Source organism: Mycoplana sp. 10N416 (assembly GCF_056394765.1).
Window position 1 is genome coordinate 180,637 of record NZ_JBFTIM010000004.1, and the last position, 23,903, is coordinate 204,539.

Annotated in this window: 20 protein-coding genes; 8 read left to right on the forward strand and 12 right to left on the reverse strand. The window is 63.3% G+C overall.

The features are described from left to right. Positions 1–33 precede the first annotated feature (33 nt). The gene (locus AC1DDS_RS10200; RefSeq protein WP_477479014.1) at positions 34–774 is read left to right on the forward strand and encodes a YdcF family protein; all 741 of its coding nucleotides are present in this window, start codon (positions 34–36) and stop codon (positions 772–774) included. Between the two features lie 27 nt (positions 775–801). Here the strand turns inward: AC1DDS_RS10200 and AC1DDS_RS10205 are convergent, their stop codons facing one another. Next, positions 802–1,311, reverse strand: coding sequence for a hypothetical protein (locus AC1DDS_RS10205; protein WP_477478799.1), 510 nt, complete (start codon positions 1,309–1,311; stop codon positions 802–804). A 117-nt stretch (positions 1,312–1,428) separates the two neighbouring features. On the opposite strand from AC1DDS_RS10205, the gene AC1DDS_RS10210 reads away from it, so the two are divergent. Further along, the gene (locus AC1DDS_RS10210; RefSeq protein ID WP_477478800.1) at positions 1,429–2,064 is read left to right on the forward strand and encodes a trimeric intracellular cation channel family protein; all 636 of its coding nucleotides are present in this window, start codon (positions 1,429–1,431) and stop codon (positions 2,062–2,064) included. A gap of 41 nt (positions 2,065–2,105) precedes the next feature. Here AC1DDS_RS10210 and irrA read toward each other — a convergent pair whose 3' ends face one another. After that, positions 2,106–2,528, reverse strand: a complete 423-nt coding sequence (gene irrA, locus AC1DDS_RS10215; RefSeq protein ID WP_477478801.1) for an iron response transcriptional regulator IrrA — start codon at positions 2,526–2,528, stop codon at positions 2,106–2,108. Positions 2,529–2,846: 318 nt separating this feature from the next. On the opposite strand from irrA, the gene fabA reads away from it, so the two are divergent. Genes fabA through fabI form a run of 3 tightly spaced genes read left to right on the forward strand, consistent with a single transcriptional unit; the run spans position 2,847 to position 5,447 of the window. Continuing rightward, on the forward strand, positions 2,847–3,362 hold the full coding sequence (gene fabA / locus AC1DDS_RS10220) for a 3-hydroxyacyl-[acyl-carrier-protein] dehydratase FabA (RefSeq protein ID WP_477478802.1): 516 nt from the start codon (positions 2,847–2,849) through the stop codon (positions 3,360–3,362). 46 nt (positions 3,363–3,408) lie between these two features. Then, the gene (fabB, locus tag AC1DDS_RS10225; RefSeq protein ID WP_477478803.1) at positions 3,409–4,632 is read left to right on the forward strand and encodes a beta-ketoacyl-ACP synthase I; all 1,224 of its coding nucleotides are present in this window, start codon (positions 3,409–3,411) and stop codon (positions 4,630–4,632) included. Between the two features lie 8 nt (positions 4,633–4,640). After that, entirely contained in the window at positions 4,641–5,447 is an 807-nt protein-coding gene (gene fabI, locus AC1DDS_RS10230; protein WP_477478804.1) for an enoyl-ACP reductase FabI, read from the forward strand. Positions 5,448–5,498: 51 nt separating this feature from the next. Here the strand turns inward: fabI and AC1DDS_RS10235 are convergent, their stop codons facing one another. Next, positions 5,499–5,726 (reverse strand): hypothetical protein, encoded by a 228-nt coding sequence (locus AC1DDS_RS10235; protein ID WP_477478805.1) that lies wholly within the window; start codon positions 5,724–5,726, stop codon positions 5,499–5,501. A 223-nt stretch (positions 5,727–5,949) separates the two neighbouring features. On the opposite strand from AC1DDS_RS10235, the gene lepA reads away from it, so the two are divergent. Continuing rightward, positions 5,950–7,782: a translation elongation factor 4 gene (gene lepA / locus AC1DDS_RS10240; RefSeq protein WP_477478806.1), complete on the forward strand. Its 1,833-nt coding sequence runs from the start codon at positions 5,950–5,952 to the stop codon at positions 7,780–7,782. A 99-nt stretch (positions 7,783–7,881) separates the two neighbouring features. On the opposite strand, the gene AC1DDS_RS10245 is transcribed toward lepA, so the two are convergent. After that, the gene (locus AC1DDS_RS10245) at positions 7,882–9,126 is read right to left on the reverse strand and encodes a sensor domain-containing diguanylate cyclase (protein ID WP_477478807.1); all 1,245 of its coding nucleotides are present in this window, start codon (positions 9,124–9,126) and stop codon (positions 7,882–7,884) included. A 177-nt stretch (positions 9,127–9,303) separates the two neighbouring features. Beyond that, positions 9,304–9,954: a glutathione S-transferase family protein gene (locus AC1DDS_RS10250; RefSeq protein WP_477478808.1), complete on the reverse strand. Its 651-nt coding sequence runs from the start codon at positions 9,952–9,954 to the stop codon at positions 9,304–9,306. A 283-nt stretch (positions 9,955–10,237) separates the two neighbouring features. On the opposite strand from AC1DDS_RS10250, the gene AC1DDS_RS10255 reads away from it, so the two are divergent. Then, a complete protein-coding gene (locus AC1DDS_RS10255) occupies positions 10,238–11,797 on the forward strand; it encodes a D-aminopeptidase (RefSeq protein WP_477478809.1) in 1,560 nt (519 codons plus the stop codon). A 493-nt stretch (positions 11,798–12,290) separates the two neighbouring features. Here AC1DDS_RS10255 and scpA read toward each other — a convergent pair whose 3' ends face one another. The 4 genes from scpA to AC1DDS_RS10275 all read right to left on the reverse strand — a co-directional run bounded on the left by scpA (position 12,291) and on the right by AC1DDS_RS10275 (position 18,616). Beyond that, positions 12,291–14,429 carry a methylmalonyl-CoA mutase gene (gene scpA / locus AC1DDS_RS10260; protein ID WP_477478810.1) on the reverse strand — a complete coding sequence of 713 codons (2,139 nt, stop codon included), beginning with the start codon at positions 14,427–14,429 and terminating at the stop codon, positions 12,291–12,293. A 251-nt stretch (positions 14,430–14,680) separates the two neighbouring features. Further along, positions 14,681–16,687, reverse strand: coding sequence for an acetyl-CoA carboxylase biotin carboxylase subunit (locus AC1DDS_RS10265; protein ID WP_477478811.1), 2,007 nt, complete (start codon positions 16,685–16,687; stop codon positions 14,681–14,683). A gap of 2 nt (positions 16,688–16,689) precedes the next feature. After that, the gene (locus AC1DDS_RS10270) at positions 16,690–17,067 is read right to left on the reverse strand and encodes a hypothetical protein (RefSeq protein WP_310412175.1); all 378 of its coding nucleotides are present in this window, start codon (positions 17,065–17,067) and stop codon (positions 16,690–16,692) included. 16 nt (positions 17,068–17,083) lie between these two features. Then, positions 17,084–18,616: an acyl-CoA carboxylase subunit beta gene (locus tag AC1DDS_RS10275; protein ID WP_477478812.1), complete on the reverse strand. Its 1,533-nt coding sequence runs from the start codon at positions 18,614–18,616 to the stop codon at positions 17,084–17,086. Positions 18,617–18,752: 136 nt separating this feature from the next. On the opposite strand from AC1DDS_RS10275, the gene AC1DDS_RS10280 reads away from it, so the two are divergent. Next, the gene (locus AC1DDS_RS10280; RefSeq protein WP_477478813.1) at positions 18,753–20,162 is read left to right on the forward strand and encodes a helix-turn-helix domain-containing protein; all 1,410 of its coding nucleotides are present in this window, start codon (positions 18,753–18,755) and stop codon (positions 20,160–20,162) included. A gap of 108 nt (positions 20,163–20,270) precedes the next feature. Here AC1DDS_RS10280 and cysQ read toward each other — a convergent pair whose 3' ends face one another. The 3 genes from cysQ to cysD are packed head-to-tail and all read right to left on the reverse strand — an operon-like array spanning position 20,271 to position 23,870. Next, a complete protein-coding gene (gene cysQ / locus AC1DDS_RS10285; protein ID WP_477478814.1) occupies positions 20,271–21,062 on the reverse strand; it encodes a 3'(2'),5'-bisphosphate nucleotidase CysQ in 792 nt (263 codons plus the stop codon). Continuing rightward, the gene (nodQ, locus tag AC1DDS_RS10290) at positions 21,046–22,971 is read right to left on the reverse strand and encodes a bifunctional sulfate adenylyltransferase/adenylyl-sulfate kinase NodQ (RefSeq protein ID WP_477478815.1); all 1,926 of its coding nucleotides are present in this window, start codon (positions 22,969–22,971) and stop codon (positions 21,046–21,048) included. Before nodQ ends, cysQ begins: the two co-directional genes overlap by 17 nt. Continuing rightward, positions 22,971–23,870, reverse strand: coding sequence for a sulfate adenylyltransferase subunit CysD (cysD, locus tag AC1DDS_RS10295; protein ID WP_477478816.1), 900 nt, complete (start codon positions 23,868–23,870; stop codon positions 22,971–22,973). Before cysD ends, nodQ begins: the two co-directional genes overlap by 1 nt. Between the last annotated feature and the right edge of the window lie 33 nt (positions 23,871–23,903).

Consider the following 23,903-nt stretch of genomic DNA (forward strand, 5'->3'; position numbering starts at 1 on the left):
AAGATTTTCTGGCTGGCCGCACAGCCACTGTCGATGGCCTTCTTCGCCATCGTTTTCGCGCTTGTCTTCGGTTGGTTCGGTCGAAAACGCCTGCAGGCGCTGTCGATGGCGATGTCCGCATTGATCCTCTTCGTCGCCCTCTACACCAGCACCGGCACGGTCATGCTGCAGGTGCTGGAGAACCACATTCCGAGAGCTGCGATGCCGAGCGCCGGGCCGGGCTGCATCATCGTGCTCGGCGGCAGTTTCGAGGCGGAGGTGATCGCTTCGCGCGGCGGGCTGGAGATGAACCAGGCAGGCGACCGCTTCGTGGAAACGCTGCGGCTGGCGCAGACCTATCCGGATACTCGCATTCTGGTCTCCGGCGGAGATGGCTCGTTCAGTGGCCGCTATGCCGGCGACGCCGCCGTTGCGACCGAGTTTTTCGGAAGTTTCGGGATTCCGGCCGGGCGCCTGATTCAGGAGACCGGCTCGCGGACGACCTTCGAGAACGTCGAGAACACGAAAAGCCTGCTTGCCGAAAACGGTTTGGACAATTGCCTGCTGGTGACCTCGGCCTTCCACATGCCGCGCGCGATCGGGCTGTTTGGCAAGGCTGGCCTGAACGTTCTGCCCTGGCCGACGGATTACCGCACGAGCGGCGCCGCGCGGTTGGCGCTGGATTTCACCCAGCCCTCGGCCAACGCGCAACTGACCACGACGGCGATGCGGGAATGGGTCGGGCTCCTTGCCTATTACCTCGCCGGGCGTACACCGTCGCTGCTGCCGGGCTGATTCGACCCGACCTAGCGTGGCCGGCGTCTATCTCTTGGAGATGGTGTCGAAGCGCAGGCCGCGGACGCGGCTGGTGATGATGCAGTATTCGTCGTTGTCGCGACCGCAGGAGGCGGCGTTGGCCTTCATCTCGAACACGAGGTTGCCGTAGCGCTTCTTCAGTTCGTATCCGTAGAGATCGGCGTTGGCGATGAAGACATATCCGCCTTCCGCGACGCCGACGTAAAAATTGTGGGGGCAGCCGACACTGCCGCAGAGCTTGCCATCGATCCCGTCGCAATTGACCGCGCCGAGATTGGTGATCGCGTCGTCCAGGCCGTCATTGTTGAAGTCGACGACGGCGGCGAAGTCGTCACCATAGACCGCCGTTTTGCACTGTTCGGCCACCTGGGTCTTCTCGTAGGCGACCGCATTATCGATGATTTCCGCCGCCTGGCCCGGTACTGCCTGGACCAGGGCAAAGGATAGAAGGGCTATCCGAAGGGCAAAGCGGGAAAACATCGTGCGAGGCCTTTCCATGATGGTGGGATCGGTCAAGATAGCGCCGCACGCCTCTTCTCGGCGCGCGTGGGCTATTTGGACCGCATCATTGCCTGATCAATCTGTCGCGAGGCTGGCTGTCTGTCGCGACGACCGCTGTGAGAAGGGGAACGCGTGACGATACTCGAACTGCTCGACTATGCCGGCGTCGCCGTGTTTGCCGCGACCGGTGCGCTTTCGGCTTCCCGCAAACAGCTCGATGTGATCGGCTTTCTCTTCCTGGCGGCGGCGACGGGGATCGGTGGTGGCACGTTTCGCGATCTGATTCTGGGTGCCGCGCCGGTTTTCTGGGTGGCCAAGCCGACCTATCTGATCGTGTGCGTCGCCGTAGGGCTGGTGGTCTTCTTCACCGCGCATTTGTTCGAGTCGCGCTATCGCCTGCTGTTGTGGTTCGACGCGCTCGGCATGGCGGCATACAGCGTGATGGGGGCGGCCAAGGGATTGGCGGCGACGGGCTCTCCGACCGTCGCGGTCGCGACCGGTGTCATGACTGCGAGCGTCGGCGGTATCCTGCGCGATGTGCTGGCAAGCGAGCCGACCATTCTGTTGCGGCCGGAGATCTACGTGACTGCGGCACTTACTGGCGCCTCGGTGTTCACGGCTGCGGGCCTGGTTGGCGCGCCGCTTGCGGCCGCCTCGGCGGCAGGCTTCGTCGCCGCCTTTCTCGTGCGCGGGGGCGCGTTGCGGTTCGGCTGGCGCTTTCCCGTCTACAAACCACGCCCCGGGCGACATCCCGACGACGTGATGTAGGTCGGCGATGGTGCAGAAGAGAGGTCTCCGAAAGGCCAGCGTCAGCGAGACTTTTTCGAGCGCAGCCGGATGATGACGTCGACGTGGGCGATTTCCATGCCCTCGGGCGGTTCGGGCAGGTTGCCGATCTCGATGCTGCTCAACGGAATGTCGAGCACCTCGTTCTCGCCCTCGACGAAGAAATGATGGTGGTCGGAAATGTTGGTGTCGAAATAGGTACGCGAGCCTTCCATGGCCAAGACGCGGAGAAGCCCTGCTTCCGTGAACTGGTGCAGCGTGTTGTAGACCGTTGCGAGCGAAACGGGGACGCCTGCGTTGACGGCCTCCTCGTGCAGTTCCTCGACGGTCAGGTGGCGATCGCCCTTGGCGAAGAGAAGATCGGCCAGCGCAATGCGCTGCCGCGTGGGCCGCAGGCCGCAGTCGCGCAACCGCGCTTCGAGGCTAACTTCTCTTGCATGCGCCATTGGTGACAAATCCACTTACCGGACCTTGCAGAACAATCTTGACGTTTCGATATAACTTTTGGAACCGGCGGATTCAATAGTTTTGAAATGTGCGACCATGCGGCGCAATGCGGAAAACCAGTAGTTTGGCGATCCGGTCGGCACTTTAGACTAGCTGTAGACCCGGTCATCATGTATGCGGAACGCGAAAATGACGCCGCATTTCGACCGGGATGCGGCTCTCCTCAGCGGCGCGGGATCGAGCCGGCGCTTTCAATTTGGTGCCATCCTGCTCTAATGCTGGATGATAAGAACTTTAGGACCGGGGAAGAAAAGTCCATGACCACCAGGCAGTCCAGCTTCAACTATGAAGAAATCCTCTCCTGCGGACGCGGTGAGCTTTTCGGCCCGGGCAACGCCCAGCTGCCGCTTCCGCCGATGCTCATGGTCCATCGCATCACCGATATTTCCGAAACGGGCGGTGCCTTCGACAAGGGCTACCTCCGCGCGGAATACGACGTGCGTCCCGACGATTGGTATTTTCCCTGCCACTTCCAGGGCAACCCGATCATGCCGGGCTGCCTCGGCCTCGACGGCATGTGGCAGCTCACCGGCTTCTTCCTCGGCTGGCTCGGCGAGCCCGGCCGCGGCATGGCGCTGTCCACCGGCGAAGTGAAGTTCAAGGGCATGGTGCGGCCGAATACGAAGCTGCTCGAATACGGCATCGACTTCAAGCGCGTCATGCGCGGACGTCTGGTTCTCGGCACGGCGGACGGCTGGCTGAAGGCTGACGGCGAGACGATCTACCAGGCGACCGACCTGCGCGTCGGCCTGTCGAAAGACAAGGCCGAGTGAGGCCGCTGCGCGTATCGAGCGACAAAAATAGAAAAGGTCTGTTGAAATGAGACGGGTTGTTGTCACGGGTTTGGGGATCGTGTCCTCCATCGGGAACAATGCGGACGAGGTGACGGCTTCGCTGCGCGACGCCAGGTCTGGCATCAGCTTTTCCAAGGACTTCGCCGATCACGGCTTCAAGTGCCAGGTTTGGGGTGCGCCCAATCTCGACGCGACCGATCTGGTCGATCGCCGCGCCATGCGCTTCCTGTCGCAGGGCGGCGCCTGGAACCATGTCGCGATGAAGCAGGCGATCGCCGATTCCGGCCTGGACGAAGCGGACTACGCCCAGAACGAGCGCGTCGGCATCATCATGGGCTCCGGTGGCCCGTCGACGCGCACGATCGTGGAGGCCTCCGACATCACGCTCAAGAACGGCAGCCCGAAGCGCATCGGCCCGTTTGCCGTGCCGAAGGCGATGTCGTCGACCGCGTCGGCCACGCTTGCCACCTGGTTCAAGCTTCACGGCGTCAACTATTCAATCTCGTCGGCTTGCTCGACCTCCGCACACTGCATCGGCAACGCCGCCGAAATGATCCAATGGGGCAAGCAGGACGTGATGTTCGCCGGCGGCCACGAGGATCTCGATTGGTCGATGTCGAACCTCTTTGATGCCATGGGCGCGATGTCCTCGAAGTACAACGAGACGCCGGCTACCGCCTCGCGCGCCTATGACGTCAACCGCGACGGCTTCGTCATTGCCGGTGGCGCCGGTGTGCTGGTTCTCGAGGAACTGGAACGTGCCAAGGCTCGCGGCGCGAAGATCTATGCCGAGATCGTCGGCTACGGCGCGACGTCGGACGGTTACGACATGGTCGCCCCGTCGGGCGAGGGTGCAGTGCGCTGCATGCGCCAGGCGCTTTCGACGGTGAAGGGCGAAGTCGACTACGTCAACACGCACGGGACCTCGACGCCGGTCGGCGATTCGAAGGAGATCGGCGCCATTCGCGAAGTCTTCGGCGACAAGATCCCGCACATCCAGTCGACGAAGTCGCTCACCGGTCATTCCCTGGGCGCCGCCGGCGTGCAGGAATCGATCTACAGCCTCTTGATGATGCAGGCGGGCTTTATCGGCGAAAGTGCGCATATCGCCGAGCTCGACCCGGAATTCGACGGCGTGCCGATCGTTCGCAAGCGCATCGACAACGCCAAACTCGACATCGCACTGTCCAATTCCTTCGGCTTCGGCGGCACCAACGCGACGCTGGTCTTCCAGCGCTACAACGGATGAGAGACGAAATGACGGGGATCATGAAGGGAAAGCGCGGCCTGATCATGGGGGTCGCGAACAATCACTCGATCGCCTGGGGCATCGCCAAGGCGCTGGCCGGGCAGGGGGCGGAACTCGCCTTCACTTACCAGGGCGAGGCACTCGGCAAGCGCGTCAAGCCGCTGGCAGCCGAACTCGGCTCCGAGTTCCTGCTGCCCTGCGACGTCGAGGACATTGCGTCTGTCGATGCCGTCATCGCCTCGATCAAGGAGCGCTGGGGCAAGCTCGATTTCATCGTCCACGCCATCGGCTTCTCTGACAAGAACGAGCTGAAGGGGCTTTATGCGGACACCTCGCGGGATAATTTCACCCGCACCATGGTGATCTCCTGCTTCTCCTTCACCGAAATCGCCCGTCGCGCCGCCGATCTGATGGACGAGGGCGGCACCATGCTGACCCTGACCTATGGCGGTTCGGTGCGGGTGATGCCGAATTACAACGTGATGGGCGTTGCCAAGGCGGCGCTCGAGGCTTCGGTCCGCTATCTGGCGGGCGACTACGGCCCGCGCGGCATCCGCGTGAACGCGATCTCGGCAGGCCCGATCCGCACGCTGGCCGGCGCCGGCATCTCCGACGCCCGCGCCATGCTGTCCTGGCAGCAGAAGAACTCGCCGCTGCGACGCACCGTCACCATCGACGATGTCGGCAGTTCCGCGCTGTATCTGCTGTCGGATCTCTCCAGCGGCGTGACCGGCGAAATCCACTATGTCGATTCCGGCTTCAACATCACCTCGATGCCGACGCTGGAAACGCTCGCCAGGGCCGACAGCGAATAGCGTCAGCCGCCCCCGGCGTCCGGTCGGGCGCGGTTTTTTCCAGCTGGCTGCTCATCGCAGAATCAGCGTGGCGATCAGAACGAGCATCGCCGCGAGGATGCCGAAGAGCACCCAGCGCACCCGATTGTTCAGGTCCGGTGTTGTGGGATTGGCCGGATGTTTGACAAAGGCGATTGGCGTTTCGGAGGTCGGGGTATGGCCCTCGCCCTCCATCAAGTCCTTGGCAATCACTTCCGCCACGTCCTCTGTGATCGGCGGCCTGGAGGGTCCGAAAACCATCGCACGTGCTCCCCTAGAAACCGCGACGATGGTGGACCCGGAGCAGCGTTTTTGCAATCGGGATTTGCATGGTGGCCGTACAACCCCTCGATGCGGGTGGCCCGTCGATCGCACCGTCGGGTCGCTGGCCATCGGTATAAAGACCATGCCGCTGCCACCACACCGCAAACATGGTAAAGCGCCGGTTCATTTACCGCTTTGCGGGCGTTGAAGCCGCTGCTATATGGCGCCAATGAGCACCAATTCTTCGACGCCCCTGGACCATATCCGCAACTTCTCGATCGTGGCCCACATCGACCACGGCAAGTCGACGCTGGCCGACCGGCTGATCCAGTCGACGGGCGGCCTTGCGGATCGCGAAATGTCCGAGCAGGTGCTCGACAACATGGAGATCGAGCGCGAGCGCGGCATCACCATCAAGGCCCAGACCGTGCGCCTGCACTACAAGGCGCAGAACGGCGAGACCTACATTCTCAACCTGATCGACACGCCCGGCCACGTCGACTTCGCCTACGAGGTTTCGCGCTCGCTGTCGGCGTGCGAGGGCTCGCTGCTCGTCGTTGACGCCAGCCAGGGGGTGGAAGCCCAGACGCTCGCCAATGTCTACCAGGCGATCGACAACAACCACGAGCTTGTCACTGTCCTCAACAAGATCGACCTGCCGGCCGCCGAGCCCGACCGCATCAAGGAGCAGATCGAGGAAGTGATCGGCATCGACGCCTCCGAGGCCGTGCTGATCTCGGCCAAGACCGGTCTCGGCATTCCCGACGTGCTCGAGGCGATCGTCCACAAGCTGCCGGCGCCGAAGAGCCCGGGCGGCGAGAGCGCGCCACTGAAGGCGCTGCTGGTCGATAGCTGGTACGATACCTATCTCGGCGTCATGGTGCTGGTACGCGTCATCGAGGGTCGGCTGGCGAAGGGCCAGACCATCCGTATGATGGGCACGGACGCGAAATACTCGGTCGAGCGGGTCGGCGTGCTGACGCCGAAGATGGTGGCGATGGATAGTCTCGGCCCCGGCGAGATCGGCTTCATCACAGCCTCGATCAAGGAAGTGGCCGATACCCGGGTCGGCGACACGATTACCGAGGACAAACGCCCGACGGCAAAGGCCCTGCCGGGCTTCAAGCCGGCGCAACCGGTCGTGTTCTGCGGCCTCTTCCCGGTCGATGCGGCCGATTTCGAGGACCTGCGCTCGGCGATGGGCAAGCTTCGCCTCAATGACGCGTCGTTCTCGTTCGAGATGGAATCGTCCGCGGCGCTGGGCTTCGGCTTCCGCTGCGGTTTCCTCGGCCTGCTGCATCTGGAAATCATCCAGGAGCGGCTCGAGCGCGAGTTCGACCTCGACCTGATCGCGACCGCACCTTCGGTCGTCTACAAGCTCTTCATGACCGACGGTTCGGAGCGCGAGCTTCACAATCCGGCCGACATGCCGGATGTGATGAAGATCTCCGAGATCCACGAGCCGTGGATCCGCGCGACGATCCTGACGCCCGACGACTATCTCGGCGGCATCCTGAAGCTCTGCCAGGACCGTCGCGGCATTCAGATCGAACTGACCTATGTCGGCACGCGCGCGATGCTCACCTACGATCTGCCGCTCAACGAAGTGGTCTTCGACTTCTACGACCGGCTAAAATCCATCTCCAAGGGCTACGCCTCCTTCGACTACCAGATCACCGACCACAAGGAAGGCAATCTGGTGAAGATGTCGATCCTGGTGAATGGCGAGCCAGTCGATGCGCTGTCCATGATGGTGCACCGCATGGCGGCCGAGAAGCGTGGCCGCGAAATGTGCGAGAAGCTGAAGGAACTGATCCCGAAGCACATGTTCAAGATCCCGATCCAGGCCGCCATCGGCGGTAACGTCATCGCCCGCGAAACTATCTCGGCCCTTCGCAAGGACGTGACTGCCAAGTGCTACGGCGGCGACGCCACCCGCAAGCGCAAGCTCTTGGAAAAGCAGAAGGCCGGCAAGAAGCGCATGCGCCAGTTCGGCAAGGTCGAGATCCCGCAGGAAGCGTTCATTGCCGCGCTGAAGATGGGCGACGAGTGAGGCAACGAAGGGCGGTCCGCCGGCCGCCCCCGAAAGCGGACATCGTCTATTGATCCGCTTTGAAGCGCATTGTCGTCTGGCAGCCTCTTCGTCCGCAACCTATCCGAAGGATAGTTCGAGGTTTTGACGATCTTGCGCAATCACCTTGCATTTCGTCTCGAAGCCTTCGCCAGCGATAACCAGGACAAATTCCGGCGGAATGCCGGCGGAATTTGATACGGTTATGCCCGCACCATCAACGCCGAGGGATTTGATCGTGCAATCAATCACCGAACGCCGAGCGTTGAACAAAATGGTGCCCGCTTTCAGCACGCGCCGACGAGAGCCCATTTCGGCCTGGAGTGACCTCCAGGAAACGCACCGGTTCCTGCCGCCATTCTTGGCCTGATACATGGCCGCGTCCGCCTGAGCCAGCAGCGTATCGACTTCTTTGGTGACGATCGAAAGCGCTGACAGGCCAAAGCTGGCGGTAACGTTGAGCGAGCCGAAGTCTCCATCGATCGCCTGGGATGAGATTGCGGCCCTCAGTTTTTCCGCAACGGCGAGAGCGGCTTCGGGGTCGACATGCGGAAGGATGATCGCAAATTCCTCACCTCCAAGGCGCCCGAACAGATCACCTGCTCTGAGGTTGGACTTGCAGGTCGCAGCGACCACCTTGAGAACCTCGTCTCCCGCCGCATGCCCAAGGGTGTCGTTGACACGCTTGAAGTTGTCGATGTCGAGGACGATGCACGACAGGCTGTGTTGGTGCCTCAGGGCCATCGAGATGATTTGTTCGGCCTCCTCGCGGAAGGCGCGACGAGTAAGGGCTTGGGTGAGACCGTCCGTCGCCGCCGACTGCAGCAGCGTAATCCGGTCCATTGCCACACCGGCCAATTCCTCAAGGATGACGAGTTCTCTGCCTGCGAACGATCTCGGCCTGCGGTCGATCGCACATACGGTTCCGATGGTATGTCCTTGCTTGGTTTTCAGGGGAACGCCCGCGTAGAACCGGATATGCTGATCACCCGTGACGGCGGGATGCTGCGAAAACCGCGGATCCTTCGTGGCGTCCTGCACCACGACAGGCTCTTCGGAAGCAACAATGTGTCGGCAGAACGTGTCTTCGCGCGGGACTTCGTCAGCCACGAGGCCCGAGCATGCCTTGTACCATTGGCGGTGCGCGTCAATCAGGGAAACGATCCCTATCTCGATCGCGAAGATTTCTTTCAGCAGGCGCACCACGCGTTCGAGCCCCTCGTCTTTTGGGGTGTCGAGCAGATCGAGGTCTTCGAGTGCGGCCAGGCGATCAGCTTCCCGCTGCCTCAACTCTGCGGACGACTTTCCGAATGCCTTGACTACCATTGTTTCTTCCTCGCCGAACCGACTGAAGGAAGAGGCGTTTCATAGATTGATGAAGATTTTGAATATCCTTCGCGATGGGCGGTGGCCGTTGTGACGCCATTGCCTATTTCTGACCGATATTGTTGAAAAGCTCGTGGACGAGACCGGTGACCGCTCGTGGACCCGGAACAGACCCTCTCACTCCGCCGTGGCGGCGGTGAACACCGCCAGTTGCGCGGCGAAAGCACGCTTGTATGCAGGCCGGGCTTCGCCGCGGGCGACATAGGCGGAGAGGTTCGGATATTCGTCCAGGAGACCCGATCCCTTCAGCCGGAGCAGCACCGACACCATCTGAAGGTCACCGGCGCTGAACGCGCCATCGAGCCAGTCGGCATCACCAAGCCGAGCGGAAAGCTCGCTCAGCCGCTTGCGGATGCGTTCGTCGATGACGGTCAGGCGCTGCTCGTACCAGGCCGCGTCGCCTTCCAGGTACCGGGCGACTTCGCGGTCGACGATCGGCGGCTCCATCGTGGTGAGCGCGGCAAACATCCAGGTGATCGCCCGCGCCCGGGCATTCGCATCGTCAGGCAGCAGGCCCGCATGGCGCTCGGCGATATGGAGCACGATCGCCCCCGACTCGAACAGGATGAGATCGCCTTCCTCATAGGTCGGAATCTGCCCAAAAGGCTGAAGCGCCAGGTGCGCCGGTTCCTTCATCGCCTTGAAAGAAACAAGGCGAACCTCGTAGGGCTGACCCACTTCCTCCAGCGCCCAGCGAACCCGCATGTCACGCGCCAAGCCCCTACCGCCGTCAGGCGAGCGTTCAAAGGCGGTAATTGTAATGGTCATGCTGCTCTCTCCAGCTTGTCTGCCTTGAAGACGAATGGCCGAACGAGGTTCCGACGCGCGGTGCTCGAAAAGTCGGTGGAGTCAGAACGACTACAGGTGAAAGAATGCGTGCCAGGGCATCTGCTCACTCCATCCCCTCCTTCGCCTCCTGGAACCGCGCCTCGACACGCGGCGTCAAAGGGCGGTGCCGTCCAGTTGTCAGTGCCCGTAGGCCGCGCTAGGAATGGGCGGTACCGCCGATCGGCGATGCGTCCCGCCCTACCCAACTCCGAAGTGATCTCCCATGCCCGCTATCGATCTCGCCGCCCTGCAAGCCATGGTCCAATCTTTGCCCGAGCGAAGCAAGGGTCCCGGCGGCGTCGTCGGCGTCGTCAAGGATGGCGAGGTGATTTTGCGCCATGCCTGGGGTTTTGCCGATCTCGACCGGCGCGTGCCGATGACGGCGCAGATGCTGATCCCGATCTGCTCGATCACCAAGCAGTTCACCTGCGCGGCGCTTCTGGACATCGTCGGTGATCCGGCGAGCCTCGACGCGGCCCTTGCACGCCACCTGCCGAACCTCGAGGATCGGCGGCCCAAGGTCGCGGACCTGTGCAACAACCAGTCGGGCCTGCGCGACTACTGGGCGCTGACGGTGCTGCACGGCGCGATGGCCGACGGGGTGTTTTCCCGGGAGGATACCGCGCGGCTGTTCGCCCGCATGCGCAAGACCCATTTCGCGCCGGGTACCAGCTATTCCTACTCCAACGGCAATTTCCGCATCCTCTCCGACCTGATCGAGGCGGCGGCCGGCAAGCCGCTTGCCGACGTCTATCGCGAACGGCTGTTTGCCCCGGCCGGCATGGACACCGCCATTCTCGCCTCCGACACGGCGGCCCCCCTGAACGGCGTCGTCGGCTATGAGGGCAACGAGAGTGTCGGCTTCTTCCCGGCAACCAATCGCATCTTCTGGTCGGGCGACGCCGGCATCGCCGCCTCGCTGGACGACATGCTCGCCTGGGAGCGTTTCATCGACCGCACGCGCGACGATCCCGATGGTCTCTACAACCGCCTTTCCGTGCCCCAGCCCTTCGCCGACGGCACGGCCTCGCGCTACGGCTTCGGGCTGGCGCGCGAAACGGTGGACGACATTGCACTGACCGGCCACGGCGGCGCGCTCCGCGGCTTCCGTGCGCGCCGGCTGCACGCGGCGTCCGAGCGCCTTTCGGTGGTCGTCATGTTCAATCACGAGGGCGATGCGCATGGGACGGCGACCGCCGTCCTGCGCGCCGCCCTCGGCCGGCCGGAAAAGAAGGCCGAAGCTGCCCGTCCCAAACCCGAGTGGAACGGCAACTACCTCGAGCCATCGACCGGCCTGCTGCTCCGGATCTCTTCCCGCGGAGACGGGCTGACCACGCGCTTTGCCACCTCGCCGGAAGAGCTGACGGTGGATGCGGACGGTGTCGCCTGCGGCGCATCGATGACGCTGGTGCAAGACGGTGACTCCATCCGGATGGAACGGCCCGGCGAGAACCTGCGCGCCATCGCCCGCCGCATTCCCGCCGGACTGCGCGACGACATTGCCGGCCGCTTCGTGTCGGAGGAGCTGGAGGCATCGCTCGAGATCGTCTCGGCCGGCGGCGCCTGGCATGGCGCCTTTGACGGCTTTCTCGGCAAGGGCGCCATGCACCCGATCCATCCGGTTGGCCAAGACGTCTGGCGGCTCTGCTGCCGCCGCTCGATGGACGCGCCGGCGCCCGGCGACTGGACGATCGTGGTTCGGCGAGACGGCGAGGGCCAGGTCAGCGGCCTCACCGTCGGATGCTGGCTCGCCCGCAAGGTGGAATACGTCAAGGCCAGCTGAAGGGGGCAGCCGCGGCGTTATGGTGGTGAACGGGTGGGCCGCGGCGGCGTTTTGGTGCGGCTTACTACGCGCGACCTGGAAACGGCGCGATCTCGGTCGCAACTTTGCCCCTCACCCTGACTCTCTCCCCGCAAGCAGGGAGCGGGAACGGTGGCGTTGCGGCTCCCTTCCTTCTCCCCGCTTGCGGGGAGAAGGTGCCCGGCAGGGCGGATGAGGGACGCAAGCGCAGGGTGGAGTACGTAGGATAGACTGAAGGAGTCGGGAGCCGGTTGCTGGCACGACCACTCCAGAGCTTGTCGTGGCTGTTCAGCCGTTGGGGCGGTTCCAACCGATCCGTCATGCCGGACTTGATCCGGCATCCAGCGCGCGCAAGTCCTTGCGCGCTAAAGAGTCTGTTCGCGCCGCAGACGCGGCGCGGCTGGATCCCGGCTCAAAGGCCGGGATGACGACATTATCGGTCTGTCAGTGATGCGCCGGCTGAATCAAGCGGACGTCAAATATTGCGCCGGCGGCCTTCCAGCAGGTCGAGCACGGAGTTCGCCGCCTCGATGACGTTGGTACCGGGGCCGAACACGGCGGCGACGCCGTGGTCGTGCAGGAACTGGTAGTCCTGGCGCGGAATGACGCCGCCGCAGACGACGATCACGTCACCGCCGCCCTTCTTCTTCAGGTCCTCGACCAGTTGCGGCAGCAGCGTCTTGTGGCCGGCCGCGAGCGAGGACACGCCGATGACGTTGACCTTCTCGCCGAGCGCCATTTCCACCGCCTCTTCCGGCGTCTGGAACAGCGGGCCGGCGAGGACGTCGAAACCGATGTCGCCGAAGGCCGAGGCGATCACCTTGGCGCCGCGGTCGTGGCCGTCCTGGCCGAGCTTGGCAACCATGATCTTCGGTTTGCGCCCGAGTTTTTCGGAAACGCCCGACATCCGCGATTTCAGCACGGCAAGTTCCGGCTCGTCGCGATAGGCCTCGCCATAGACGTCCTTAATGACCTTCGGGGTGGCCGCATGGTCGCCGAACGCCTCGCGCATCGCATCGGAAATCTCGCCGACGGTGGCGCGCGCCCGCGCCGCCTCGACGGCGGCCGCAAGCAGGTTGCCCTCTCCGGTTCGCGCGACCTCAGCCAGTGCCGCGAGGGCTTCGCGTACTTTGGCACTGTCGCGCCGGCGCTTCGTCTCCTCGATGCGTTTGATCTGGGCGGCGCGCACCGCGCTATTGTCGATCTCAAGGATGTCGATCGGGTGCTCGTTTTCCAGCCGGTACTTGTTGACGCCGACAATCACCTCGTCGCCCTTGTCGACCGCCGCCTGGCGGCGCGCCGCAGCCTCTTCGATCATCCGCTTCGGCAGGCCGTCGTTGACTGCTTTGGTCATGCCGCCGAGTTTTTCCACTTCCTCGATCAGCGCCCAGGCCTGTGTGGCCAGTTCGTCGGTCAGGCTTTCGACGTAGTAGGAGCCGGCCAGTGGATCGACGACCTTGGTGACGCCCGTCTCGTGCTGCAGGATCAACTGGGTGTTGCGGGCGATGCGGGCTGAAAACTCCGTCGGCAGCGCGATCGCCTCGTCGAAGGAATTGGTGTGCAGCGACTGGGTGCCGCCAAGGGCTGCCGACATCGCCTCGAAGGCGGTGCGGATGATGTTGTTGTAGGGGTCCTGCTCCTGCAGCGACACGCCGGAGGTCTGGCAGTGGGTGCGCAGCATCAGTGACGAGGTCTTTTTCGGCTCGAACTCCTGCATGATGCGGGTCCAGAGCAGGCGTGCGGCGCGCAGCTTCGCGGCCTCCATGAAGAAATTCATGCCGATGGCGAAGAAGAAGGAGAGGCGGCCGGCGAAGTCGTCGACGTTCAGCCCCTTGGCTAGGGCGGCGCGGACGTATTCGCGGCCGTCGGCCAGCGTGAAGGCCAGCTCCTGCACCAGCGTCGCCCCGGCCTCCTGCATGTGGTAGCCGGAGATCGAGATCGAGTTGAACTTCGGCATCTCCTTGGCCGTGTACGCGATGATGTCGGCGACGATCCGCATCGAGGGCTCCGGCGGGTAGATGTAGGTATTGCGGACCATGAACTCCTTCAGGATGTCGTTCTGGATGGTCCCGGACAGATCTGCGCGGGAAACGCCCTGTTCCTCGCCGGCGACGATGAAGCTGGCGAGGATCGGGATCACCGCGCCGTTCATCGTCATCGAGACCGACATCTCGTTCAGCGGGATGCCGTCGAACAGGATTGCCATGTCCTCGACCGAATCAATCGCCACGCCCGCCTTGCCGACGTCGCCGACGACGCGCGGGTGGTCGCTGTCATAGCCCCGGTGGGTGGCGAGGTCGAAGGCCACCGACAGCCCCTTCTGCCCGGCAGCCAGGTTCTTGCGGTAGAAGGCGTTCGATTCCTCGGCCGTCGAGAAACCCGCATATTGCCGGATCGTCCAGGGCCGGCCGGCATACATGGTGGCGCGCGGCCCGCGCACGAACGGCGCCATGCCGGGCAGTGAGGCGAGGTGATCGATGCCCTTGAGATCCTCGGCCGTGTAGAGCGGCTTGACGTCAATGCCTTCCGGAGTGCGCCAGGTCAGTGTCTCCGGCGAGGCCTTCAGCTCCTTCTCGGCCAGCGCTTCCCAGTCCTTGATGGTCTTCTCGGTCATCGTTCTGCTCCGATTTTAGTTCGTGCGGGCAATCGCGGGTCATCTCGAGGCTGCGTCGGCCCCTCATCCCCCTGCCGGGATCTTCTCCCCGCTTGCGGGGGGAAGGCGGGAGCCGCTTCCGCCTGCATTCCTCTTGCCAGCTTTGGCAAAGGAGCGCTTCCGGTGCCCTCTCCCCGCTTGCGGGGAAAGGGCTAGGGTGAGGGGCAATCCCCGGGATGAGGAGGCAAACGCCGATGCCCACTCTACACCCTCTATTCGAACTCCATGATGATCTCGTCGACGGCGAGGCTGGCGCCGACCGAGACCGGCACCCGCTTGATCACCGCTTTCTTCTCGGCGCGCAGGATGTTCTCCATCTTCATCGCCTCGACCGTCGCCAGCGCCTGGCCAGCCTCGACGGTGTCGCCTTCCGAGACCGCGAGCGCCGTGATCAGGCCCGGCATCGGGCAGAGCAGCATCTTCGAGGTGTCCGGCGGCAGCTTCACCGGCATCAGCCTGGCAAGCTCGGCGACGCGCGGCTCGCGTACGCGGGCGATCACGTCGATGCCCTGCCAGCGCAGCCGCAGCGCATGGCCGGTCTTGTTGACCTTCACGCCCATCGGCACGTCGTCGATGAAGAAGGTCGCGTGCGTCTGGCCCGGCAGCCAGTCACTGCGGATCGCGACGGTCTCCCCATCGGCAAACGTGATCCGCGAGGCGTCGCCTTCCTGCGCCAGCGTCACGTCGACGGTGTCGCGCCCGAAGGCAACGACCCAGTCCGCGCCGACGCGGCGGCGATGGTTGCCGATCGTTCCGGAAATCTTCGTCGCGCGGCGCTGCAGGCGGTCGTTGATCAGCGCTGCCACGGCCGCGATCTTCCGCGCCGACACGGCGTCCGGCTCGACGCCGTGGAAGCCGTCCGGAAATTCCTCGGCGATGAAGGCGGTCGTCAGATGCCCTTCGCGGAAGCGCTTGTGGCCCATCACCGCCGACAGGAAGGGCAGGTTGTGGCCGATGCCCTCGACCTCGAAGTCATCAAGCGCCCGGCCCATCGCGTCGATGGCGGCGGTACGGTCCGAACCCCAGGTGCACAGCTTGGCGACCATCGGGTCGTAATACATCGAAATCTCGCCGCCCTCGTAGACGCCGGTATCGTTGCGCACGACCGTGCCGTCCGCATGCCTGCCTTCCGCCGGCGGGCGGTAACGCGTCAACCGGCCGATCGAGGGCAGGAAGTTGCGGTAGGGATCCTCGGCGTAGAGCCGGCTCTCGATCGCCCAGCCGTTGAGCTTCACGTCCTTCTGGCTGATGGCGAGCTTCTCGCCGGCGGCAACCCGGATCATCTGCTCGACGAGGTCGATGCCGGTGATCAGCTCGGTTACCGGATGCTCGACCTGCAGGCGGGTGTTCATTTCGAGGAAATAGAAGTTGCGGCGGCCGTCGACGATGAACTCGACAGTGCCCGCCGAATGGTAGCCGACCGCCTTGGCAAGGGCGACAGCCTGCTCGCCCATGGCGTGCCGGGTCGCCTCGTCGAGGAAGGGGGAGGGGGCTTCCTCGACCACCTTCTGGTTCCGCCGCTGGATCGAGCATTCGCGCTCGCCGAGATAGAGCGTGTTGCCATGCTTGTCGCCGAGCACCTGGATCTCGATGTGGCGCGGTTGGGTCACGAATTTCTCGATGAAGATGCGGTCGTCGCCGAAGGAGTTCTTCGCCTCGTTCTTGGAAGACTGGAAACCCTCGCGCGCCTCCTGGTCGTTCCAGGCCATGCGCATGCCCTTGCCGCCGCCGCCGGCGGACGCCTTGATCATCACCGGATAGCCGATGGAAGACGCGATCTTCACGGCTTCTTCGGCATTCTCGATCAGGCCCATGTGGCCGGGCACCGTGTTGACGCCGGCTTCGGCGGCGATCTTCTTCGAGGTGATCTTGTCGCCCATCGCCTGGATCGCGCCGACCGGCGGGCCGATGAAGGCGACCCCTTCCTTCTCCAGCGCTTCGGCAAAGGCTGCGTTCTCAGACAGGAAGCCGTAGCCGGGATGGACGGCGTCGGCCCCCGTCTGGCGGATCGCGTCGATGATCCGGTCGATGACGATATAGGACTGGGCGGACGGGGCAGGGCCGATATGCACCGCCTCGTCGGCCATCTGCACATGCAGCGCGTCACGGTCGGCATCCGAATAGACGGCGACGGTGGGGATGCCGAGCTTCTTGGCGGTCTTGATGACGCGGCAGGCGATCTCGCCACGATTGGCAATCAGGATTTTCTTGAACGGCAAGACTAGATCTCCATCACGTCTTCAAACGATTCCGGGAAGGAGGCACGGGCCACCTTCTCGTCGATCACCAGCAATGCCTCGTAGGAGGTCGGGTCGAAATCCTTTTCCGCCGCCAACACCTCGCGTCCGAAGAGCAGGTTGAGCCGGGCCGCATCGAGATTGCCACGCTCGAATGGTTCCGGTCCGAAATGGTGCCAGAGCGCATGCAGGAAGGCGGCATCGATCTTGTGCTCGGCCGAGCCCGGCCGGGCGCGACGGGGCAGCGCCTTGACCGGCGTCACGCCTTTCGGATTGGCGCGGCGGATGGTGAACTGGACACCCGTACCCGGCATGCCGGAAGGGAAGCCACGATGCTTTGTCATGTCGGGAAGATTGGCCATGGGTTCTGATCTTCCCTTACAACGGTATCGTGTCGTGCTTGCGCCAGCGGGTATCGACCTGCTTGTTGCGCAGCGCCGCGAAGGCCCGGGCGATGCGCTTGCGCGACGAATGCGGCATGATCACCTCGTCGATGAAGCCGCGCTCGGCGGCGACGAAGGGATTGGCGAAGCGCTCCTCGTATTCGGCCGTCCGCGCAGCGATCTTCTCCGGATTGCCGAGCTCCGAGCGGTAGAGGATTTCGGTGGCGCCCTTGGCGCCCATCACGGCGATCTCCGCGGTTGGCCAGGCATAGTTGACGTCGGCGCCGATATGCTTCGAGGCCATCACGTCATAAGCGCCGCCATAGGCCTTGCGGGTGATCAGCGTCACCATCGGCACGGTCGCCTGGGAATAGGCGAACAGCAGCTTGGCACCGTGCTTGATGACACCGCCATATTCCTGCGCAGTGCCCGGCAGGAAGCCCGGCACGTCGACCAGCGTCAGCAGCGGGATGTTGAAGGCGTCGCAGAAGCGCACGAACTTGGCGGCCTTGCGCGAGGAATCGATGTCGAGGCAACCGGCCAGCACCATCGGCTGGTTGGCGACGACGCCGACTGTCTGGCCCTCGAGCCGGATGTAGCCGGTGACGATGTTCTTGGCGAAATTCTCCTGAAGCTCGAAGAAATCGCCCTCGTCGGCGATTGCCAGGATCAGTTCCTTCATGTCGTAGGGCTTGTTGGAGCTGTCGGGGATCAGCGAATCGAGCCGGGCTTCCAGTCGCGCCGGATCGTCATGGAACGGGCGTGTGGGCGGTTTCTCGCGGTTGTTGAGCGGCAGGAAGTCGAACAGCAGCCGCACGTGCTCCAGCGTCTCGATGTCGTTCTCGTAGGCCGCATCGGCCACCGAGGACTTCTTCGTGTGCGTACCGGCGCCGCCAAGCTCCTCGGCGGTGACGATCTCGTTCGTCACCGTCTTCACCACGTCCGGGCCGGTGACGAACATGTAGGAGCTGTCGCGCACCATAAAGATGAAGTCGGTCATCGCCGGCGAATAGACCGCACCGCCGGCGCAGGGGCCCATGATGACGGAAATCTGCGGGATGACGCCCGAGGCCTCGGCGTTGCGGCGGAACACTTCCGCGTAACCTGCGAGCGAGGCGACGCCCTCCTGGATGCGGGCGCCGCCACTGTCGTTCAGCCCGATCACCGGCGCGCCGTTGCGCACCGCCATGTCCATGACCTTGCAGATTTTTTGCGCATGTGTTTCCGACAGCGAGCCGCCGAGCACGGTGAAGTCCTGGCTGAACACATAGACCTGGCGGCCGTTGATCGTGCCCCAGCCGGTGACGACGCCGTCGCCGGCGATCTTCTGCTCGGCCATGCCGAAATCGACCGCGCGGTGGGTGACGTACATGTCGTATTCTTCGAACGAGCCCGGATCGAGCAGCACTTCGATACGTTCGCGCGCCGTCAGCTTGCCCTTGCCGTGCTGGGCGTCGATCCGCTTCTGGCCGCCGCCGAGGTAGGCCTCGTCGCGACGGGCCTGCAACTGTTCGAGTATGGGGCGCATTTTTACTCCCTTGGAACCTGTATCGGGCGCCATTATGCCGATCTTTCGTGCTTGAAAACAGTTGAAGATGTGCAAAGGCAGAAATATAAAATAGCAAAATTGAAACTGCGAATTTGCAAACACGATTGAGCAAGTCATGGCGATCGGCAAACTCTTCATCGGCCGCAAGGTACGCGATCTTCGCTTGGCGAGCGGCACAACGCAGAGCCAGTTCGCCGAGCGCATCGGCATCTCCACCAGCTACCTCAACCAGATCGAGAACAACCAGCGTCCGGTTTCGGCTGCCGTCCTGCTGGCGCTCGCCGACAAGTTTCGCCTCGACATTTCCGAACTCTCCGTCGGCGAGAACGACCGGCTGCTGTCGGCGCTCTCCGAGGCGTTGACCGATCCGCTGTTCGAGACCTACTCGCCGAGCCTGCAGGAGCTGAAGCTCGTCACCCAGAACGCCCCCGGCCTGGCGCATTCGCTGATCGCCTGTCATCAGGCCTATCGCCGCAACTCGGAACGTCTTGCGAGCTTCGACGCCACGCTCGGCCGCGCCGGCGGCCCGGCCGAGACGACGCCGTATGAAGAGGTGCGCGATTTCTTCCATTTCGTCGACAACTACATCCACGAGCTCGACATGATCGCCGAACGGCTGGCTGGCGAGCTCGGCATTGGCGGCGGCGACAACCAGTCGGCGTTGACGGACTATCTGGACAAGCGTTTTGGCGTGCGGGTGGCCCGTGGTGCCGCCGGCGACGACGCGATCCGCCGTTATGACCCGACCGCGCGCGTGTTGACGATCAATCCCTATGCCGCCGCTTCTACCCGTGATTTCCAATTGGCGCTGCAGATCTCGCAATTGCAGGCTTCGCAGGAAATTGACGCAGTGGCGCAAGGGGCGGGTTTTCGTTCCGAGGAGGCGCTGGAGATCTGTCGCATGGGCCTGCAGAACTATTTCGCCGGCGCATTGCTGCTGCCATACGGCACGTTCCTGGAGGCCGCGCAGGAACTGCGGCACGACCTGGAACTGCTCGCCGCCCGCTTCGGTGCCTCGATCGAGCAGGTTTGCCATCGCCTCAGCACGCTGCAGCGGCCGGGCCGCAAGGGTGTGCCGATCTTCTTTGCCCGCATCGACCGGGCCGGCAACATCACCAAGCGCCACAGTGCGGCAAAGTTCCAGTTCGCTCGCTTCGGCGCCGCCTGTCCGCTCTGGAACGCGCACGAGGCCTTCGAGCGTCCCGGTCGGATCCTGCGACAGCTCGCCGAGACGCCGGACGGCGTGCGCTATCTCTGTCTGGCCACGCATGCCTCGAAGGGAAGCGGCGGGTTCCGGGCGGCAAGGCCGGAATACGCGCTGGCGCTCGGCTGCGAGATCTCCTACGCGCCCGCCTTCGTCTATGCCGACAACATGGACCTGGAAAACGCCGAGGCGTTCGATCCGATCGGCATCTCCTGCCGCATCTGCGAGCGGTCCAACTGCGCCAGCCGTGCCGTGCCGCCCTTCAAGCGGCGCCTGCACGTCGATCACCACCTGCGCCGCATCGTTCCTTACGGGCTGTAGAGACGAGGGAATGGGTCGCCACGCGGACAAGGTTCGTTGTGGATCAGCAAGTGCGCAAGGCGCGCGACCACCGTGCCCCGCTCCGTGCAATGAGCGGCAATGTCAGGCCTAGTGTTTACGATCGTCCAGATTTCCCCAGACGATGAACGAGGGATTCGCGAAATCGCTGTCCGACGGCTGCTTGGTCTTGCCGTAGGTCAACGGCTCTCCGTCGACCTTGACCGTCGTGCCGCCGGCCGCGCGGAGAACGGCGTCGCCGGCGGCCGTGTCCCACTCCATGGTTCGCCCGAAGCGAGGATAAACATCCGCTTGCCCCTCGGCGACCATGCAAAACTTGAGGGACGACCCCACGGACCTGTGTTCTGTAATCCCATTGTCGACGAGAAACTGCTCGGTTTCCTGACTGTTGTGCGAGCGGCTTGAAACCGCGACCAGCGGCGCGGCGCACGGCCGAACCTGGATTCTTTCGCGACCGGCGATCTTGAAATCTGCGCCGACGAGGAGTTTCTCCGCGCCCTGTGCGCATCCGCTGTAGGCAATGCCCTTCGCGGGCGCATAGACCACGCCAAGAACCGGTGCCCCGTCCTCGATGAGGGCTATGTTCACCGTAAACTCGGGGTTGCGACCGATGAATTCCTTCGTGCCATCGAGGGGATCGATCAGAATGAAGCGGCCGCCCGAAGTCTCGGGGACGTGCCCTGCGGCAGCAGCTTCCTCCGCAACAATCGGAATGTCCGGGAAGGCTGCGGAGATGATGTTCACGATCACCGCCTCCGCACGCTCGTCCGCTTCCGTCACGGGCGAGCAATCAGCCTTCAGGGAGACAGTGGGGCCGGCATCAAAGACCTCGAGGATCGCGCTGCCGGCGGCCAATGCCGCCTCTTCAAATATCCCGATCATCCGATTCTGTTCCATGTATCCGTCGCTCTAGAAGGCTTTCGATCCGGGTGGCGAGTTCGTGTGGCTCCGTGCCAACCGTCTTCAGGTGAAGGTCAGGATTTTCAGGAGGCTCATAGGGTGAGTCGATGCCCGTGAAATTTCTGATTTCGCCGCTGAGGGCACGCTTGTAAAGGCCCTTGGGGTCGCGGCGTGCGCACTCTTCGAGTGGCGTGTCGACGTAGACCTCAAGGAAATCGCCCTCATTCATCAGTTCCCGCGCGAACCGCCGTTCCGAGCGGAACGGCGAGATGAAGGATACCAGGACGATAAGGCCGGCATCCGCCATCAGTTTGGCCACCTCGGCCACGCGGCGGATGTTTTCGACCCGGTCTTCCTCGGTGAACCCGAGATCGCGATTGAGCCCGTGCCGGACGTTGTCGCCGTCGAGCATATAGGTGTGCCGACCCTTTGCATGGAGAAGCTTCTCCAGGTTGTTGGCGACCGTCGACTTGCCGGAGCCTGACAGGCCCGTGAACCAGATGACGGCAGGCCGTTGATGCATGAGTGCCGCGCGCGCGTCACGGTTGACCTCGAGCGCCTGCCAATGGACGTTTTGTGCCCGGCGCAGCGGGAAGTCGATCATTCCAGCGCCAAGCGTGCGGTTGCTGAGGCGATCGATCAGCACGAAATTGCCAGTCGCGCGGTTGGTCGCATAGCTGTCGAAGGCAATCGACGCCTGAGTGGAAAGGTTGCAGACGCCGACTTCATTCATGTGCAATGCCTTTGCGGCGATGTGCGCAAAGCTGTTCACGTCGACATTGTGCTTGAGCGTCGTGACCGTCGCACTGACGGTGTCGGTCTCCGTTCGAAGGATATAGCTGCGGCCCGGGATCATGGCGTCGGCGTCAAACCAGATCACATGTGCTTGAAACTGGTCGGCCACATGCGGGCGGTTGTCGGGGGCGACCAACATGTTGCCGCGGGAAACCTCGAGCTGGTCCTCCAGGACCAGGGTCACCGCCTGTCCCTCGACCGCACGCTCCAGGAGACCGCCGTGAGTGACAATCTCCTTTATCCGCGACGTCTGGCCCGACTTTGCCACGACAACCTCGTCGCCCACCGCGATCGAGCCGGACGCGACCTGGCCGGCGAACCCGCGAAAATCGAGACTTGGCCGCGATACATATTGCACCGGATAGCGGAACGGCTTGTCGAGCCCATCGGTCTCGATTGGGATGGTTTCGAGGTGTTCGAGCAGGCTCGGCCCGGCGTGCCAGTGCGTCTTTTCCGAGCGGTGCGAGACGTTGTCACCGAAGCGAGCGGAGATTGGGATTGCCTGGATCGTCTTGAAGCCCAGACTATTTGCGAACTCGAGATACTCGGAGACAATCCGGTCGAAGACGACGCGGTCGTAGCCGACCAGGTCGATCTTGTTGACCGCGAGCACGACGTGGCGGATGCCGAGCAGCGAGGCAATGAACGAGTGCCGGCGGGTTTGGCGAAGGATGCCCTGGCGGCTGTCGACGAGAACAATCGCGAGGTCAGCGGTGGACGCCCCCGTCGCCATGTTGCGCGTATATTCTTCGTGACCGGGCGTATCGGCCACGATGAACTTGCGCCGCTCCGTTGCAAAGAACCGGTAGGCCACGTCAATCGTGATGCCCTGTTCCCGTTCCGCCTCCAAACCGTCGACCAGGAGGGCGAAGTCGATGTCTTCTCCGACGGTGCCGTGCTTCTTGCTGTCGCGCTCGAGTGCGGCGAGTTGGTCTTCGAAGATCAACTTCGTGTCGTAGAGCAGGCGGCCGATCAGCGTCGACTTGCCGTCGTCGACCGATCCGCAGGTCATAAAGCGAAGCAGCGACTTGTTTTCCTGTTCGCGCAGGTACTCCGCGATCCCTTTCCCAGGATTGTCCGAGACAGCGTAGGACATCAGAAATACCCCTCCCGCTTCTTCTTTTCCATCGAGCCGGCTTCGTCCTTGTCGATCAGACGACCCTGGCGTTCGGAGGTTCTGGCGGTGAGCATTTCGCCGACGATCTCCTCCAGCGTCGCCGCGTCAGACTCGATGGCGCCGGTCAGCGGATAGCAGCCCAGGGTGCGGAAGCGGACCATGCGATCCTCGACCGTGTCGGCCGCCGACAACGGCATGCGTTCGTCATCGACCATGATGATCATTCCGTCTCGCTCCACCACCCGTCTCTTCGCGGCAAAGTAGAGAGGCACGATCGGTATGTTTTCTTTCAGGATGTATTGCCAGATGTCCAGTTCCGTCCAGTTGGACAGCGGAAATACCCGGATCGATTCGCCAGGCGCGACGCGGGTATTGTACGTTTTCCACATTTCCGGGCGCTGGTTCTTGGGATCCCAGGCATGGGAGGCGTTGCGGAACGAGAAGATGCGCTCCTTCGCGCGCGACTTCTCCTCATCGCGGCGGGCGCCGCCAAACGCGGCGTCAAAGCCGAACTTGTCGAGCGCCTGGCGCAGGGCCACGGTCTTCATCACATGCGTATGGACACTGGAGCCATGCTGGAAAGGCGAGATACCCTGCTCGATGCCGTCGGGATTGATGTGAACGAGCAGATCAAAACCCAGTTCCCGGGCCATCCGGTCACGGAAGGCAATCATCTCCCGAAACTTCCAGGTGGTGTCGACATGCAGAAAGGGAAAGGGAGGCTTTGCCGGATAGAAGGCCTTCATGGCCAGGTGCAGCATCACGGACGAATCCTTGCCGACCGAGTACAGCATCACCGGCTTCGAGAACGTCGCCGCAACCTCACGGAAGATATGGATTGCTTCCGCCTCGAGCCGTTCCAGGTGAGTTATCGGCATGCGTCGTCCTCTCAAGCTCGACTTGGATCGGTC